17 protein-coding genes are annotated in these 17,783 nt (G+C 33.0%); 3 read left to right on the plus strand and 14 right to left on the minus strand.

Going from position 1 to position 17,783, the window contains the following annotated elements; all coding sequences use genetic code 11:
• Positions 1 to 333 precede the first annotated feature (333 nt).
• From ACXHHC_RS05390 to ACXHHC_RS05425, 8 genes are all read right to left on the minus strand, one after another.
• Positions 334 to 996: a hypothetical protein gene (locus ACXHHC_RS05390; RefSeq protein ID WP_458228624.1), complete on the minus strand. Its 663-nt coding sequence runs from the start codon at positions 994 to 996 to the stop codon at positions 334 to 336.
• A 266-nt stretch (positions 997 to 1,262) separates the two neighbouring features.
• Entirely contained in the window at positions 1,263 to 1,667 is a 405-nt protein-coding gene (locus ACXHHC_RS05395; protein ID WP_458228625.1) for a hypothetical protein, read from the minus strand.
• Positions 1,668 to 1,956: 289 nt separating this feature from the next.
• Positions 1,957 to 2,922, minus strand: a complete 966-nt coding sequence (locus ACXHHC_RS05400) for a hypothetical protein (protein WP_458228626.1) — start codon at positions 2,920 to 2,922, stop codon at positions 1,957 to 1,959.
• A gap of 332 nt (positions 2,923 to 3,254) precedes the next feature.
• Positions 3,255 to 5,642 carry a ribonucleoside-diphosphate reductase subunit alpha gene (locus ACXHHC_RS05405; RefSeq protein WP_458228627.1) on the minus strand — a complete coding sequence of 796 codons (2,388 nt, stop codon included), beginning with the start codon at positions 5,640 to 5,642 and terminating at the stop codon, positions 3,255 to 3,257.
• 100 nt (positions 5,643 to 5,742) lie between these two features.
• Complete coding sequence (locus ACXHHC_RS05410) at positions 5,743 to 6,714, minus strand: ribonucleotide-diphosphate reductase subunit beta (protein ID WP_458228628.1); 972 nt, start codon at positions 6,712 to 6,714, stop codon at positions 5,743 to 5,745.
• Positions 6,715 to 6,977: 263 nt separating this feature from the next.
• A complete protein-coding gene (locus ACXHHC_RS05415) occupies positions 6,978 to 7,559 on the minus strand; it encodes a DUF3109 family protein (protein WP_458228629.1) in 582 nt (193 codons plus the stop codon).
• Between the two features lie 339 nt (positions 7,560 to 7,898).
• A complete protein-coding gene (locus tag ACXHHC_RS05420) occupies positions 7,899 to 8,648 on the minus strand; it encodes a uroporphyrinogen-III synthase (protein WP_458228630.1) in 750 nt (249 codons plus the stop codon).
• Between the two features lie 7 nt (positions 8,649 to 8,655).
• Complete coding sequence (locus tag ACXHHC_RS05425; RefSeq protein ID WP_458229229.1) at positions 8,656 to 9,264, minus strand: DUF4271 domain-containing protein; 609 nt, start codon at positions 9,262 to 9,264, stop codon at positions 8,656 to 8,658.
• A 131-nt stretch (positions 9,265 to 9,395) separates the two neighbouring features.
• Here ACXHHC_RS05425 and ACXHHC_RS05430 point away from each other — a divergent pair, with 131 nt between their 5' ends.
• The 3 genes from ACXHHC_RS05430 to ACXHHC_RS05440 are packed head-to-tail and all read left to right on the plus strand — an operon-like array spanning position 9,396 to position 11,923.
• A complete protein-coding gene (locus tag ACXHHC_RS05430) occupies positions 9,396 to 10,115 on the plus strand; it encodes a polyprenol monophosphomannose synthase (RefSeq protein WP_458228631.1) in 720 nt (239 codons plus the stop codon).
• A 3-nt stretch (positions 10,116 to 10,118) separates the two neighbouring features.
• On the plus strand, positions 10,119 to 11,456 hold the full coding sequence (locus ACXHHC_RS05435) for a dihydroorotase (protein WP_458228632.1): 1,338 nt from the start codon (positions 10,119 to 10,121) through the stop codon (positions 11,454 to 11,456).
• 2 nt (positions 11,457 to 11,458) lie between these two features.
• Positions 11,459 to 11,923 (plus strand): DUF4296 domain-containing protein, encoded by a 465-nt coding sequence (locus tag ACXHHC_RS05440; protein WP_458228633.1) that lies wholly within the window; start codon positions 11,459 to 11,461, stop codon positions 11,921 to 11,923.
• Between the two features lie 24 nt (positions 11,924 to 11,947).
• On the opposite strand, the gene ACXHHC_RS05445 is transcribed toward ACXHHC_RS05440, so the two are convergent.
• The 6 genes from ACXHHC_RS05445 to rseP all read right to left on the minus strand — a co-directional run bounded on the left by ACXHHC_RS05445 (position 11,948) and on the right by rseP (position 17,759).
• The gene (locus ACXHHC_RS05445) at positions 11,948 to 12,331 is read right to left on the minus strand and encodes a DUF423 domain-containing protein (RefSeq protein WP_458228634.1); all 384 of its coding nucleotides are present in this window, start codon (positions 12,329 to 12,331) and stop codon (positions 11,948 to 11,950) included.
• A gap of 3 nt (positions 12,332 to 12,334) precedes the next feature.
• A complete protein-coding gene (locus tag ACXHHC_RS05450; protein ID WP_458228635.1) occupies positions 12,335 to 13,030 on the minus strand; it encodes a tRNA1(Val) (adenine(37)-N6)-methyltransferase in 696 nt (231 codons plus the stop codon).
• 189 nt (positions 13,031 to 13,219) lie between these two features.
• Positions 13,220 to 13,747: a ribosome maturation factor RimM gene (gene rimM / locus ACXHHC_RS05455; RefSeq protein WP_458228636.1), complete on the minus strand. Its 528-nt coding sequence runs from the start codon at positions 13,745 to 13,747 to the stop codon at positions 13,220 to 13,222.
• Positions 13,748 to 13,766: 19 nt separating this feature from the next.
• Complete coding sequence (locus ACXHHC_RS05460; RefSeq protein WP_458228637.1) at positions 13,767 to 14,312, minus strand: 30S ribosomal protein S16; 546 nt, start codon at positions 14,310 to 14,312, stop codon at positions 13,767 to 13,769.
• Positions 14,313 to 14,401: 89 nt separating this feature from the next.
• Positions 14,402 to 16,246 carry a cation:proton antiporter gene (locus ACXHHC_RS05465; protein ID WP_458228638.1) on the minus strand — a complete coding sequence of 615 codons (1,845 nt, stop codon included), beginning with the start codon at positions 16,244 to 16,246 and terminating at the stop codon, positions 14,402 to 14,404.
• 115 nt (positions 16,247 to 16,361) lie between these two features.
• Entirely contained in the window at positions 16,362 to 17,759 is a 1,398-nt protein-coding gene (gene rseP / locus ACXHHC_RS05470) for an RIP metalloprotease RseP (protein ID WP_458228639.1), read from the minus strand.
• Between the last annotated feature and the right edge of the window lie 24 nt (positions 17,760 to 17,783).

The following is a 17,783-nucleotide window of genomic DNA, read 5'->3' on the forward strand; positions in this document are numbered from 1 at the left end:
GGAGAGGAGGCAATGCTCTCGGATTACAAATCCGAGCTATCTGGTTTTACTTAACTAATAATTTTTCACATAAAACAATCCCCCAAACAATAATAACAGAAGTATTTCGGCTATTATAATTTTCCATAATTTATGTTCTCTCAAAGCATAGAACTCACAGATTAATGGTATTATAAGAAACAATAAAAATGCTAGATAAATCCCAAACCCTAAAGCTGAAGATTTATGTCCCAATACATAAACATAATGATAAGAATCTGCTAACAAGTAAAGTACAAATAACAATAGTACCCTAAGAGGGGTAATCTTTAAAACTCTCATAAAGTATAGTATTTATTGCCTGTAGTTTTTTTTATTTTTTAATATCATTTTTATGTCAGCCAATAAATAGGATGCAACAAGTCCAAAACATCCCAAAGCAAGAATGTATTGTCCATTCGGTATTATCATAAAAATATTAAGTCCGATTAAGAATAGACAAAATGGATATGCAAACAATCTTATTAGGATATTTTTTAAAGACCACTCCTTTTGAGGTTTCTTTTCCTCAACTTCTACGTCTAAAAATTCCAGAATTTCATCAAGTTGATTCTTTTTCTCAAACCTATAAACCATTCTAGCAAAGAAAACAATTATGGATATAAAAACTGCAATGAAAGTTATAATTGGCCACTTTTTAATAAAGTCAAAACCTGATATGTTTTCAGGAAAAATCAAATAAAGAAATCCGATTACAAAAATTCCAATGACAGTTTTCCCTATTGGATTTAGCTTATCCGTAATATTTGTTAGATGATTATTTGAATTAAACTCAAGTGTGAAAATTGGATAAAAAATCGCATTCCACATATGTTGTTTCCAAACTTTTATTTCATTTCTACCAACCTCTCCTTTAGACCTAAAGTCTTGGGAAAAGACATTCCATAAATGACTGAGAAATGTATTTTCTTTCCTCAATTCAATTAGTTTTTCAACATCTTTTTTAGTGACTTCCATTTGATTCAATCAAATTACTAGCAATGTGTTTGTATATAGTTTGTTACTTGTTTAAACACCTAATTTAGCAAATACATACCGAATAGAAAATTCATATAGTGCTCGTTTAAAACGAGTACTTTTACCATCTTTTCATATAATCCGAAAAGAAATTTTATGCGTAACATACGCTTATCATGGTAACGATATGCGAAGATTCGCGCACTAGAATGGAAAAAGGTAAGAAAACAATCAATGTATAATAAAAGTATTGTATATAATATATCTTAAGCTATTCTTGTGACGTCTTCTTTAATTAAGTAATTGTGATTTCCTATTTCTTTGAATTCAACGTCATCTCTTAAGTAAAAATAACAATACTTTTTATTTTGCTCTTTTTTAAAAATTTCATGTGTTTTAATTAATAACTCAGTAGAAAATGAATATGCTGCAACAAGCTTTTCTTTTTGATAACAACATAATACAGTAACTTTTTCAAACAGAAACTTTATACCTTTTTTAAGCTCATATAATATTCTTGTATCTTCATTAAAAGAAACTTTATCAATCTCAATAGCTATTGAATAATTATATTTCATATTATTCACACTCTCCTCTCCAAATTCATATTGATCAGCATAATCTTGACTAAACTTTGAGTTTACGATATTGATTGAAATATGTACTATCATTTTATTTTTTTAAATTATTATGGTTCTGATTTAAGGTACAAATCAAAGCTATCTGGGATTCGCTCACCAGAAGGGAGCTACAAACCGTTTTACTAGTAAGACAATTTCTATTTACAGTAGCAATGCTATCGGATTACAAATCCGAGCTATCTGGGTTATATGTTACATACTAACATTCCTTTCCAACGAGTACTTTTACCATCTTTTTCGTTTGTATGAGTGAATTTTTACGCGTAACGCACGCTTATTATGGTAACGATACGCGAAGATTCGCGCACCAGAGGGAGGGTTATGCGTTATTGTAGCTAGATTTATTAAGGATTTTCATTAATCTCTTTGCATTATTTATCTCATATACTTCCCAAAGAATTGAAACAATAAATAGACCAATTTGAACAGCTATTATCCAATATTGTTCTTTGAATTTTTCCCAAAGAGTTAATTTTTTTGATGATGCTTTGTATCGGTTATTAAACTCTTCTATAGAAATGTATAATTTATCTTCATTATCAACTGTTTTCAATACAACAGTTTCATTTTCAAGTGTAGCACTGTAAGAAATATTTTTATTATTGATTTCGTTGTAATAGATATTTTCAGCTCTTATACCAAATAAATTGAATATGTACGTAAAAGAGACAAAAAATATAAGTATCAATACTAAAATTGATGTTCGAGTTGCATACTTCTTTTTCTTTTTGATTTCTTTTTCACTTAATAGTACTTTTTTTTGAATTTTTGAAGTGTTTTCAATTCTATGAGAGAAAGATAACTGATTTTCTAATACATCAGATGCCATAAATTTATCTTCAGATTCAATCAAACCCTCAAATTGTATAAATTCATTTCTCCTAAATAAATCAAAGTCAAAAGTTGCAGTATCTAAATTATCAATTTTTATTTTTGGAGACAACCCCTCACTATACTCAGTTGGTTTGATATCAAGCCATTTGCATTTATCTGGTAGTTTAATTGAAATATCTTTCTCTGTCAATTTACTATTAATATCAATATCTCCATTATTAAGAATAGCTCCTTTGATATATATGATATTTTTGTTTATTGGCTGATCTTGATGTAATAATTTAATTTCTCTAAAGTTATTAGCAATATTATTTAGTAAATCAATTAAAGTTAGTTTGACATAAGTTATTTTTCCAGGATATTTTTTCCTTTTAAATAAGTCTATTGATAGAAAACCAAATACTATTGTAAGTAAAATTCCAACAATTCCAATTAGTGTACTTTTATCCATATTTTCTTTTTCAAATTTAGCGACAACAGATTACATGTTCTAAATCACTTCTCTTATACAACCAACAAAAGGTAAAAGAAAAGCAATTTTAAACTTTTTTATTCCTTATAAATTTACCAAAACATCTCCACTATCCCTAACAAATATCAAAACAGTTACAGCCATTTATTAACAATCTTTTCAATTATTAAGCACCATCTCGACTAGGCTCGATGACCAAATTAGAGTTACGGTGTTCGAGCTAAGTCGAGAACCTATTATATTAAAATTACACCTATAAAAAACGGCCACCCAAAAGGTAGCCGTTTCTTTACTATTGTATTTTCTGTTGTTTAAGATCCACACATTTCGCAGTCGTCTGGGTTTTCTTTAGACTGCAATAACATTGCCTTAAATTCTTCTGTACTCATTGGCTTGTCTGCTTCTTCTTTCTTTTTATCGTTAGAAAGGGTAAACTTAATTGCGTTTACAGCAGATTTTGTTCTTAAGTAGTACATTCCAGTTTTTAATCCAGACTTCCAAGCATAGAAGTGCATAGAGGTTAACTTAGAATAATCTGGGCTTTCCATAAATAAGTTTAAAGACTGAGATTGATCGATAAAGTATCCTCTCTGACGAGACATGTCAATAATATCTTTCATACTTAACTCCCAAACTGTTTTGTACAACTCTTTTAAGTCTGCTGGAATTCCTTCTATGTGCTGAATAGAACCGTTGGCTCTCATCAACTCTTCTTTTAATTCGTTATTCCACAATCCTAATTCTACCAAGTCTTCTAATAAGTGCTTGTTTACTACAATAAACTCACCAGACAATACTCTACGCGTATAAATGTTAGATGTATATGGCTCAAACGCTTCGTTGTTTCCTAAAATTTGAGATGTAGAAGCTGTTGGCATAGGAGCTACTAATAAAGAGTTACGCACTCCATTCTTCTTTACTTGATCTCTTAAAGTTGCCCAGTCCCAACGTCCGCTTAAATCTTTATCGTTTACTCCCCAAAGGTTAAATTGGAATTCTCCTTGAGACATTGGAGATCCTTCAAAACTAGAGTAAGCTCCTTTATTTGCTGCAATCTCCATAGAAGACTCTACTGCTGCAAAGTATAAGGTTTCAAAAATATCTTTGTTTAATTGTTTTGCTTCTTCAGATGTAAACGGTAAACGCAACATAATAAAGGCATCTGCCAATCCTTGTATTCCTAATCCTACCGGACGGTGTCTTACGTTAGAATTTTCTGCCTCTTTTACAGGATAGTAGTTTCTATCTATAACCGTATCTAAATTACGTGTTACTTTCTTTACTACTTTGTACAATGCATCGTGGTTAAAGAACTTTTTACCGTTTTCGTCTGTTTCTACAAACATTGGAATGGCAATAGAAGCCAAGTTACAAACGGCAACTTCGTCTTTAGCCGTGTACTCCATAATTTCTGTACACAAGTTAGAAGAACGAATTACTCCTAAGTTCTTTTGGTTAGATTTGCGGTTGGCAGCATCTTTATACAACATGTATGGGTTACCAGTCTCTATCTGAGCTTCTAATACTTTTTCCCACAATTCACGTGCTTTAATAGTCTTACGTCCTTTTCCTTCTGCTTCGTACTTTGTGTACAATGCTTCAAATTCTTCTCCGTACGTATCGTACAATCCAGGACATTCGTTAGGACACATTAAAGTCCATTCTGCGTTTTGCTCTACACGTTTCATAAATAAATCTGAAATCCATAAAGCCAAGAATAAATCTCTTGCACGCTTTTCTTCTGCTCCTGTGTTTTTTCTTAAATCTAAGAAATCGAATACATCTGCATGCCAAGGCTCAATATAAATAGCAAAAGAACCTTTACGCTTTCCTCCTCCTTGATCTACATAACGAGCCGTATCGTTGTACACTTTTAACATTGGAATAATTCCGTTAGAAGTACCGTTGGTTCCACGAATGTAAGAACCTGTAGCACGGATGTTATGAATAGACAATCCGATACCTCCTGCAGATTGAGAAATTTTAGCGGTTTGCTTTAATGTATCGTAAATACCATCAATACTATCGTCTTGCATTTGTAATAAGAAACAAGAAGACATTTGTGGCTTAGGTGTACCCGAGTTAAATAATGTTGGTGTTGCGTGCGTAAAGAATTTCTTACTCATTAAGTTGTAAGTTTCAATAGCCTCTTCAATATCATCTAAGTGAATACCTACTGCTACACGCATTAACATATGCTGTGGACGCTCTACAATTTGTCCGTTAATTTTTAATAAATAAGAACGCTCTAATGTTTTAAACCCAAAGAAATCGTAATTAAAATCTCTATCGTATACAATAGAAGAGTCTAACACAGCTGCATTGTCTTGTATCACCTTATAAACCTCATCAGACAATAACGGAGAATCTAAACCTGTACGTGGGTTTACATACTCGTACAACGCTTTCATGGTTGCAGAGAACGATTTTTGTGTATCCTTATGTAAGTTAGAAACAGAAATTCTTGCTGCTAATTTTGCGTAATCAGGATGCGATGTCGTCATGGTTGCAGCAATTTCTGCAGCTAAATTATCCAATTCTGAAGTGGTAACCCCATCGTACAATCCTTCTATAACTCGCATAGCAACCTTTACCGGATCTACAATTGGATTTAATCCATAACAAATTTTTCTAATTCTAGCCGTGATCTTGTCAAACATCACCGACTCTTTGTGTCCATCTCTTTTTATTACGTACATAAGCCTAGGTTTAAGTTAAATTAAAGGGTGAAGCATCCTAACAACATTGTGATACACAATGCCGCCAAAACACTACAGGTTTGTTTTATTATTGTTTTATCTAGAAATCAGCATCAAAACTAATCTCTCCAGTACCTCCAGATTTTACACCTGCTTTTTGGTAGTCCGATACTCTCTTTTCGAAGAAGTTTGTTTTTCCTTCTAGAGAAATCATGTCCATAAAGTCAAATGGGTTTGATGCATTGTATACCTTGTCACATTCAAATTCTACTAACAATCTGTCTGTTACAAACTCTAAGTACTGAGTCATTAACTTGGCATTCATCCCTATCAAACTAACAGGTAAAGATTCTGTTATAAATACTTTTTCTATATCTAATGCATCGGTGATAATCTCCTTAATACGGTCTTTTGGCACTTTGTTAACAATGTGTTTGTTGTGTAAGTGTACCGCAAAATCACAGTGCAATCCTTCGTCACGAGAAATTAACTCGTTAGAGAATGTTAATCCTGGTAATAAACCACGTTTTTTCATCCAGAAAATTGCACAGAAACTTCCAGAGAAGAAAATTCCCTCTACAGCTGCAAAAGCAATCAAACGCTCTGCAAAAGATTCTGATTCTATCCATTTTAAAGCCCAGTCTGCTTTTAATTTAATTGCAGGAAAGTGCTCTATCGCTTTAAATAATTTATTCTTCTCATCTTCATTCTTTACATAAGTATCTATTAATAAAGAATAAACTTCCGAGTGAATGTTTTCCATCATAATTTGGAAACCATAGAAAAACTTAGCTTCTGCATATTGTACTTCTGTTACAAAGTTCTCAGCTAAATTTTCGTTTACAATTCCATCAGAAGCAGCAAAGAATGCTAAAATATGTTTGATAAAATAACGCTCATCGTCATTTAATTTGTTTTCCCAATCTGTAATATCTTGATGTAAGTCTATCTCCTCTGCGGTCCAAATACTTGCTTCTTGTTTCTTATACCATTCCCAAATATCTTGGTGTTGAATAGGAAAAATTACGAATCTATTTGGATCTTCTTGTAAAATTGGTTCTACTTGAGACATATTTTATATTTTAATTTTCGCGGTTTAGTTCTAAGTGATAACAAAGATTGTAAAAATTTGTCTTGAATGAAAGAACTACTTTTCCACAAAACCCAAAAGTTCTTAACAATCAATTTACACACTATTAAAAAAAGCCAAATCACAAAACACTGATAAACAAACCTCTATATTTAGAACAATTCTACACAGAGAGGTTTCATTTTATTAAAAAAGCCTTGTAAACTAACAGCTTACAAGGCTTTTCAACATATTTTTAAAATCGTTTATTGATTCTTTACTTTTTTCCATTCTTCGGCAACCAGCTCTAATTCTCGATACCAATCTTCGCCAAATTTTAAGATTAAAGCGTTTTTTAAAAACTTATAAACGGGCATTTGCAGCTCTTTTCCTAAAGTACAGGCATCGTCGCAAATATCCCATTGATGGTAATTTACAGCTACAAAATTTGTCATTTGTTGGGTTCTTACCGGATACAAATGACAAGAGATTGGTTTTTTCCAATCTACCAAACCTTTATTATAACCTTGTTCTATTGCACAAGAAGCTGTTCCTTTTTCATCAAAGGTTACAAACGCACATTCTTTATGATTAACCAAAGCGGTTTCGTGTTCTCCAAAAGGAGACGTAGTATAAGTTCCTTGTGCTTCTATAGCCGCAATTCCTTCGGGTCTTAGCAAGTGTTTTACCTTAGGATAGACTTCGTTTAACTTTGCTATTTCTTCATCTAGTACCGGAGCACCAGCATCACCAGCCACACAGCACTCTCCTTTACATGCAGAAATATTACATACAAACTCGTTTTCTAAAATTTCTTCTGAAACTAACGTTTTACCTATTTGGAACATGTTTTTTATTAAAAGATTAAAAATTCCTGGTTGAAAGATTCTTTATACAATCAATGACTATATATCTTTCTAACTTAATTTTCTATTTGTTACTACAAAAATAAGTCATCAAACGGAGTCGAGATGCATTGTACGACTTATAATTGAAAGATTATTTACACAATTAATTACTTTAAGCCTTTTAAACTTAATTTTCTATTTCTGACTCCAAAAATAAGTCATCAACAGCCTGTGCTGAGCTTAGTCGAAGCATCGAGATGCATTTGCATCCTATAAATTGCTAACAAAAAAAGAGCCCCAAAAGGCTCTTTAATTTTATAACGGGTAAGAAATAAAAAATTATTTCTTATTTACTTGTTTAATGTATTTCTCAATAGCCATTGTCATAGAAGGATTTTCTGGAGACGGTGCAGAGATGTCTACTTTTAAACCTGCATCTGTAGCAGCTTTTACCGTAGAGTTACCATACACAGCTATTCTAGTATCGTTTTGTTCAAAATCTGGAAAGTTTTTAAACAGAGAATGAATTCCAGATGGGCTAAAGAATACTAAAACATCGTAGAACACATTTTTTAAGTCAGATAAATCACTTGTTACGGTTCTATATAAATCTACCCTTTTCCAGTGCAAACCTAAATCATCTAAAGAATTAGGAATTAAATCCTTTAACTTATCAGACGATGGCAATAAGAACTTTTCTCCTTTGTGCTTTTTAATTACTTCGCACAATTCTGGAAAAGATCTCTTTCCTACATAAATTTTACGCTTTCTATATACTACATACTTTTGTAAGTAATATGCTACTGCTTCTGATTGACAGAAGTACTTTAATTCATTCGGAACCTTGTATCTCATCTCCTCTGCAATTCTAAAGAAGTGATCCACAGCATTTCTACTTGTTAAAATAATAGCAGAATACTTTGATAAATCAATTTTCTGATTACGTACCTCTCTAACAGTTAAACCTTCTACATGAATGAAAGACCTAAAGTCTACTTTCACTTTTTGTTTTTCTGATAAAATGGTAAATGGAGATTGTTGATCGCTCTTAGGCTCTGGTTGTGAAACTAATATTGTCTTTACTTTCATCTTTTTCTTACACTAAATAACGTTTAAATAAATAAACAATCGGGACTAATTCTAGGCTGCAAAGATACAAAATTATATAATACAATTTACCCTCTAGCAGGTTTTTGTTATTCGCCAACATGAGTATACCCCTTACAACATAGCAAGTTATAAAGAAAAAAGCTACAATATTTAGAACTGTCCCTAGTTCTTTAATGTGTAAAAATGCGTAACTAATAGGAAAAAAAGAGATCAACAACACAGATGTTAAATAACTCGTTTCCATTACAAACGTTTGTTTATACCCGTCTTTTCTTCCCAAAAAGAAGAAAACAAACTCTGCAATTAGATACTTTATCAGCAAATATAAAAAAGCCACCAAAAGACTTTTAAAGTATGTTGTAAAGAAATGGTTAAAAATAAACTCCCTTTGGTACAAAATAGGCACCAACAATAAGTTTAAAACCGAAATATTAACTCCGTACAACAGCACTGTATATAAGGAAACCGTAGCAGTAGTGTCTACAGGATATCTATAATAGTATTTATTAGAAAAAAATACCATTAATAATAATTTTGTTCGCTTTAGGTCTATCCTACTCATTACAAACAGGAAAACCAAGGGCAACAACAACATCAATCCTACCTTGTTAAAATAAGCTAACTCTAATACTTCTAGCACTTTAAATCTCTTTGTAAAATATGGAACAAAACTTGCGGTAAAAGTAGGAATAAAAAAACGTAAATTTGGCAAAATAATTCCTTGGTATGAGTCAATCTTTGATTATTGTCCCTACACTTAATGAAGTAGAAAATGTAAAAGAAATTGTAGATGCGGTTTTTAACGTAGACCCTAACCTACATATTCTTATTGTTGATGACAATTCAACCGACGGTACTATTGAGATCGTTAAAGAACTTAAAGAAACAAATCCGAACCTGCATTTAGAAATTAGAACTTCTGACAGAGGTTTAGGAAAAGCCTATATTCACGGATTCCAGTGGGCTCTGCAAAGAGATTACGCACACATTTTAGAAATGGATGCAGATTTCTCTCACAACCCCAAAGACCTTCCTAGGCTGATTGAAGCTTGTGAAAATGGTGCCGATTTAGCAATTGGATCTAGGTATATAAACAACAAAATAAATGTAATAAACTGGGATTTTACGCGTTTACTACTTTCTTATTTTGCGTCTAAATATGTAAAAGTAATTACCGGTATTCCGGTATACGACACCACAGCAGGTTTTATTTGCTACCGTAGAAAAGTATTAGAAACCATAGACTTTAGCAATATTCGTTTTACAGGATATGCTTTTCAGATAGAAATGAAATTTAAAGCATGGCTGCATAAGTTTACTATTAAAGAAGTATCTATTATTTTTACAGACAGAACCAAGGGAACTTCAAAACTAGATAGCTCTATTATACACGAAGCTATTTTTGGAGTACTAAAAATGAAATTTAAAGGATTGCCAAAAAAATAAATTATGGGATGTACAGTTATCCAGAATGCCACAATTGTTAATGAAGGTAAAACATTTGAAAGAGATGTTTTAATTGAAAATGAAATTATAAAAACAATTGCCAAAGATATTAAAGTACCTAAGAGCGCTACCGTTATAGATGCCAAGGGTAAATATTTAATTCCAGGTGCCATAGACGATCAGGTGCACTTTAGAGAGCCAGGTTTAACGCAAAAAGCAAACATAGCTACAGAAAGTAGAGCAGCTGCTGCAGGTGGTATTACTACATTTATAGAAATGCCCAACACTGTTCCGCAAGCAACTACACAAGAATTGTTAGAAGATAAGTTTACCATTGCTTCTAAAGACTCTTATGTAAACTACTCTTTTATGTTTGGTGGAACCAACGATAACTTAGACGAGTTGTTAAAAACAGATCCTAAAAAAGTAGCGGGTATTAAATTATTCTTAGGTTCTTCTACAGGAAACATGTTGGTAGACAACCCAGAAGTTTTAGAAAAGATTTTCTCTTCTACTAGCATGGTTATCTCTACGCACTGCGAAGACGAACAAACTATAAAAGACAATCTGCAAGCCGCTATAGAGAAATACGGAGAAGACATTCCAATGGATCAACATCCTATTATTAGAAGTGATAAAGCTTGTTATATCTCTTCTTCTAAAGCAATAGAATTGGCGAAGAAAACAGGGGCAAGATTACACGTTTTTCACCTGTCTACAGCTATGGAGATGGAATTGTTTAGAAACGACATTCCGTTAAAAGATAAAAAGATTACCGCAGAGGTTTGTATTCACCACTTAGGTTTTGACAGTTCTATGTACAAAGAAAAGCAGACATTTATAAAATGGAATCCTGCCGTTAAAACAAAAGAAGATCAAAACGCTTTATGGGAAGCTTTGTTAGACGATAGAATTGATGTAATTGCAACAGACCACGCTCCTCACACCTTAGAAGAAAAATTAAACATCTATACCAAGGCACCAAGTGGTGGTCCATTGGTACAGCATGCAATTCCTGCCATGTTAAACTTTGTAGACCAAGGTAAGATTAGCATTGAAAAGGTAGTAGAAAAAATGTGTCACAACCCAGCAATTTTATTCGAAATTGAAAAACGTGGTTATATTAAAGAAGGATATTTTGCAGACTTGGTATTGATTGATCCAAAACAAAAATGGACCGTTAACAAAGAAAATATTTTATACAAATGTGGATGGAGCCCGTTTGAAGGAACTGAGTTTAACAACGCAATTACACATACCTTTGTAAATGGTAATTTAATTTACAACCAAGGAACATTTAATGATGAAATAAAAGGTAAACGAATCACTTTTAATAGATAATCATGAAAAAAGTATTTTACTTTTTAAGTCTTGCTGTGCTTGTAACCGCCTGTAATAGTAATACCATTATTAAAAAGCCAGAGAACCTGATTGCTAAAGATAAAATGGCTACTATTTTGGCAGACTCGTACATTGCTAAAGCTGCTAGAAACTCTAAGAATATAAATGGAGATAGAACCATTAACTATTTAAGTTATATCTACGAAAACCATCAAACAGATTCTGCATCGTTTCACGCTAGCTTAAAATACTACAGTGCAAATATTAGCTTACACGAGGAAATCTTAAAAAATGTAAAATCTAAATTAGAGTTACAATTAAAAGAGATCAGCGATTCTGTAAAAGTAAAAGACTCACTCGCAGAGGTACAATCTTATCAAGAATATAAAAAGCTAGAAGAACTAGATTCTTTAGCGAGTTTAAAACCTCTTGATGAGTTTGATGAAATAAAAAAAGAGAGAGATTAACACTCCAACAAAAGCGATTTTAACTTAGTTAGAATCGCTTTTTTGTTTTAAGGCATAAATTCCTAGTAACACCCAAGCAGCCAACAACAGCAAACCTCCAAACGGTGTTACAAACCAAAGAAACTTAGCAGGCACAACTCCAAGCGACAGCAAATAGATAGATCCAGAAAAACATAGAATCCCAGCCACTATCAAATTAGAAACTTTTACTTTCTGACTTTCTTTTATAAAAGGAATCGCAACCACAACTAACAATAACAAAGTATGAATTAGTTGATATCTAACTCCGGTCTCAAAACTATTCAATGCAGTTTCTGACAATACTTTTTTTAATCCATGAGCTCCAAAAGCTCCCAAACCAACTGAAATAGCTCCACTAAAGGCTGCTATAGTTATATACTTCTTCATAATTTACATTTTTAAATAAAATGATTTTGTTAATGCGATATATTCTTTGGTATAAACATGCCTATCAATTTCTATCACCAACTCAGTCTCTTTAAGTGTACAACTCTCTTTTACCAAATACAACAAGCTTCGTTTAAATGGCACATTCTCTCTTCCTTTTACTCTGGTTATTTTTTTAGGATACAAACCTTTAGATTTTGCCAAGGCTAAAAAATTGACTTCTTCTTTAAAGGGAACCACAAAAGAACAAGCTCCATTATCTGCTAGTAATTCACTTGTTTTCTCTAACAGGCTATTAAAATTTAACACTCCTACATGTCTTGCCAAAGTTCTTTCAGAATCTTTGTCTTTAAAAGTATCTGTATAGTACGGAGGATTCGAAACAATTAAATCGTACTTATGCTCACCCTCAAAGGCTATATAAGAGGCATTCGCTATGCTAATTCTATCAGCCCAAGGACTATTCTTAAAATTCAAACGAGCTTCTTTATATGCCTCCTGCTCTATCTCAACCCCGTGTAATTTGGCAACTGTATTTCTTTGTGCCAACATTAAGGCAATTACACCAGTACCAGTACCAACATCTAAAATGGTTTTGGCAGTATCTACAGGAGTCCAAGCTCCTAACAATACACCATCTGTCCCCACTTTCATGGCAGATTTTTCTTGTTGTATGGAAAATTGTTTGAAACGAAACATGCAACGAAAATACAAATGTTTGTTTATATTATGCTATTGGCAATAGGCTTTATGCTATAGGCTGTTCGCTCTTGACTGACAAACTACTAAAGTGTATGTAACACTCAATAAAACTGTTATAAAAAGTAAACCTTTAATAGTATATTGCATAGAGCTTAAAGCATATAGCCTCTACACTATTACGCTTTTTTAAGATAAGTACATCTCAATTAATCCTGGAGGAGTTTCTAGCACTAATTTTTTATTCTTTCTATCCACTTCTTTGATAAAATCATCGACCATTGGAATCAAAATCTCAACTTCGTTGTTTAAAATTTCAAATAAAGGTTGTGCAGTATTGTCGTTTACTCCTTTTAGAACACCAACAGTACCAAAATTAACATCCTCTACGGTAAAGTCTATAATTTCGTGGAAATAGAACTGATTTCCTTTTAATTTGGGTAAAAATTCAAGTGGTAAGTAAATTCCTGAATTCATAATAGCATCTGCATCTTGTTCTGTATCAACAGTCTCAAAACGCACACGCAACTGATTCCCCTTTTGAAGTAACCTTTCGGTAATAAAAAAAGGAATCAAATCTTTGCCGTATTCGACAAAGACTGATTCCAAATTTTGATAATGTGAAGGGTCGTCGGTATCTAACTTAATAACTACCTCTCCCTTAAAGCTGTATTTTCTTACGATTTTGCCTAAATAAAAACAATCTTCTTTACGCATCTAAATCGCAATTTAAAAATTACTCAGCAGCTTCTTCTGTTGCTTCTTCCTCAGTCGCTTCTTCACCTGCAGCAGCCTCTTCAGCAGCTTTTGCCTCAGCTAATAATGCTTCTTCTGCTTCTTTAGCAGCAGCAATACGAGCCTCGTTTACAGCTTTTTCAGCTTCTAATTGTTTCGCTTTTTCAGCAGCTTGCTCAGCACTTAATCCATCTTTTTTAGCTTGGATAGCAGCTTCTTTTGCAGTTAACCATGCTTGGAATTTCTCCTCTGCTTGCTCTTCTGTTAAAGCTCCTTTTTTTACTCCTCCTAATAAGTGCTTCTTTAATAAAGCTCCTTTAGTAGATAAAATTGTTTTAGCAGTATCTGTTGGTTGTGCACCGTTATCTAACCATTTTACAGCAGCATCAACATCTAAATCAATAGTTGCTGGGTTGTTGTTTGGATTGTAAGTTCCGATTTTCTCTAAGAATTTACCATCTCTTTTTGAACGTGAATCTGCAGCTACTACGTAGTAGAAAGGTTTTCCTTTTTTACCGTGTCTTTGTAATCTAATTTTTACTGGCATAATTATAAATATTTGTAGGTTCCCGACCTACGTTATCAATTTTGAGTGTGCAAATATACAATTATTATTTAGGTTAGCACAATCCTAATTTATTTTTTATTAAACTCATCCAATTCCTTTTTAGACAGCGGCTTACCTAAATAAACAAGTGTATAGCTTTTCCCTTTTTCTACTTTTACTTCGTCCGCAGCTATTACGTACAATTCTCCTGATGTATCTGCTATAAACAAGGGCACCTTGTTTTCCGATTCTGTTAGCATCTGATTCATTGCTACAAACGCTTCCTGACTAGCCACCTCTACTTCGTTTATAGTAGGGTACTCTCTTACTATTTCACTTAAAATAATAAAATCTTCTCGGGTTGATAAAAAGTTACCATCTTCGTCTAATCCATCCTTTAACTCGGTCTCAGAAACCACTCTATATGCCGTTTTCTCTGTAACTCTTTTTCTAAATTTATAGATGGCTTGTAAATTTACTTTTTTACTTCCTGTTAAAGCTAATAGATATCCTACATCTGTATATTCAATATCGTCGGCTACATTGTCTTTAAACACATCTACCTCCTCTGCATTTAACCCCATCTTTCTAGCCAATTCTATTTTATCTACGTTATTGTCTATTATAATTACCGACCTGTTTTTGTCGTATAAATACTTGGCTATGATTCTAGACACCTCAGAAGCTCCAACAATTAAAATCCCCTTAGAAGATCTTACATACACTCCTAAAATCTTAGCCATAAATCTAGCTGTAGTTGCATTTAGCAGTACGGTTCCCATTACAATTACAAAAACCAAAGGTGTTATATACTCTGCCCCTTCTTCTCCATTGGCTACCAGCTTTAATCCAAATAACGAAGCAATACCTGCAGCTACAATTCCTCTTGGACCTACCCAACTGATAAATACCTTTTCTGCAAATTGCAAACTAGATTTTCTGGTACTAATAAATACTCCTAAAGGTCGTATTACCAAAATAACCACTCCAAACAAAGCCAAAGTGTGCCAATTGTTTATCAAATCAAAATCTTCTACATTCATATTTGCAGAAAGAAGTATAAAGAGTATAGAGATTAACAGCACACTTAAGGATTCTTTAAAATCTAAAATCTCTTTAATGTAAGGAACATCTATATTCCCTAACACCATTCCCATTATTACCACAGACAATAATCCCGATTCGTGTGCAAAGGAATCTGACAATACAAACACCCCCAAGACATAAGCCAACGTAAATACATTTAGCAAGTATCTTGGTATCATTTTTTTCTTTAATACAAGCCTAAGAGCATGTGCAAAAGTGAATCCAAAAGTAACCCCAAACAACACAACTTTTCCAAATTCAACCAAAGCGGTCTGCGTATAATCACTGGTGTTTTCAATGCTTATAAATTCAAATACCAAAACGGCTACCAATGCTCCTACAGGATCTATTAAAATACCTTCCCATTTTAAAACAGCAGACACATCTCTTTTTAATCGTATGTTTCTTAAAATTGGAGCTATTACAGTAGGTCCAGTTACAATAATTAACGAAGAAAAAAGAAAAGATATAGACCAGCTTAATTGAAAAAAGTAATGCACTGCCACCCCAGCACCAACAAAAGTAACTATGGATCCAATAGTAATTAGCTTTACAATGGCAGACCCTACATTTAACACCTCTTTCCTTTTTAAAGTAAGTCCCCCTTCAAAAAGTATGATACTAATGGCTAAGGACACAAAATAGAACAAACTCTCTCCTGCAAACAAACCTCTCGATCCATTCCAAACAGGTTCTATCCATTTACTTCCATCACTTGTAATAAGCGTGGATACTGGCCCCACAACAATTCCTACTACAATTAATGGCAAAATTGCTGGTAATTTAAATTTCCAAGCCAACCACTGTGCTATAATCCCAAGAATAATTATTCCCGCAAGTTCTATCATACCTTATTTTTTACGAGCTTTAAGATAACAAAAAATCATGTTCCTAAATAAAAAAAAGAGGTGCTCTTCATCAAGAAAAGCACCTCTTTTTGTCATATTTTAAATCTAGTTCAGGTTAAAACCAACCTGAAACCAATTTCACCAAGTCATTACCGTTCGCAAAAGCTAACAATGATAACAACAATACAAAACCAGTAATCTGAGCATACTCTAATACTTTATCATTTGGTTTTCTTCTGGTAATCATTTCATACAAAGTAAACACTACATGTCCACCATCCAATGCCGGAATTGGTAATAAGTTCATAAACCCTAACATAATAGATAAGAAAGCTGTGTTCGCCCAAAATTTTTGCCAATCCCATTCTTCAGGAAAAATCTTAGCAATGGAAATAAATCCTCCCATACTTGAAGCCCCTTTTGAAGTAAAGACATACTTAAACTGAGCCATGTAGTCTTTTAAAGTCCAATAGGCTTTATCATACCCCTTTGATATGGACTCTACAAAAGTATAATTAACTTCATTTAACTCTCTCGGAGGTGAAGCAACTCTAAACCCTAACAATGACTTGGAAGGAGTAAGTGTAATATCCACATCTGTACCAGATCTTTCAACAACAAGAGATATAGAATCATATTTAATTTCCTCTTTTTTCTTGAAAAGATTTAAAAACCTTACAAATAAATTAGGTTTCTTTTTCACATACTTTTTGCTGTAGTCTGAGAAATGTGAGATAAAATCAGACCAGTAAACAATCTCTTTACCATTAAAGGACTTTAAAACATCTCCTTTTAACAATCCATATTTTTCTGCTGATGTATCTGGATATACACTATCAATAACAGGGTAATGGACAGGAACAATAGGTCCTCTTATCGCACCAGTCTCCCACATTAAGTCTGCAATATTCTCTGGAAAAACTATTTTTTCCACCACACCATCTGTATGTGCTACTTCTAAACTTCTGGCACCTCTTAAAAACAAGTTCACTCCAATCTTAGACAAATCGTCCAATTCTTCACCGTCCATTTTTAAGAACTTGTCTCCGTCTCTTAATCCATAGGTTTTAAACACACTATCAATTAAAATTCCGTCTTTGTAACTATCGTTGGTTAATTTTTTCTCTCCCCAAGTAGCAAAAATCATAATGTAGATTAGCAATCCTAGGATAAAGTTTACAATTACCCCTCCTAACATAATAATCAAACGTTGCCAAGCTGGCTTAGACCTAAACTCCCAAGGCTTTGGTTCTTGTTTCATTTGCTCGGTATCCATACTTTCGTCTATCATACCCGCAATTTTCACATACCCTCCTAAAGGAATCCAACCTATACCATATACTGTTTCTCCTATCTTTTTCTTAAACAAAGAAAACTTGTAATCAAAAAATAAATAAAATTTTTCAACCTTAGTTTTAAATAATTTTGCAGGAATAAAATGTCCTAATTCATGCAAGACAATCAACAACGATAAACTCAACAAAAATTGTCCTGCTATAATTAAATTCTCCATGTAAATCTCTAATTCTTTTTAAAG

The sequence above is a fragment of the Wenyingzhuangia sp. IMCC45574 genome, from assembly GCF_054182685.1.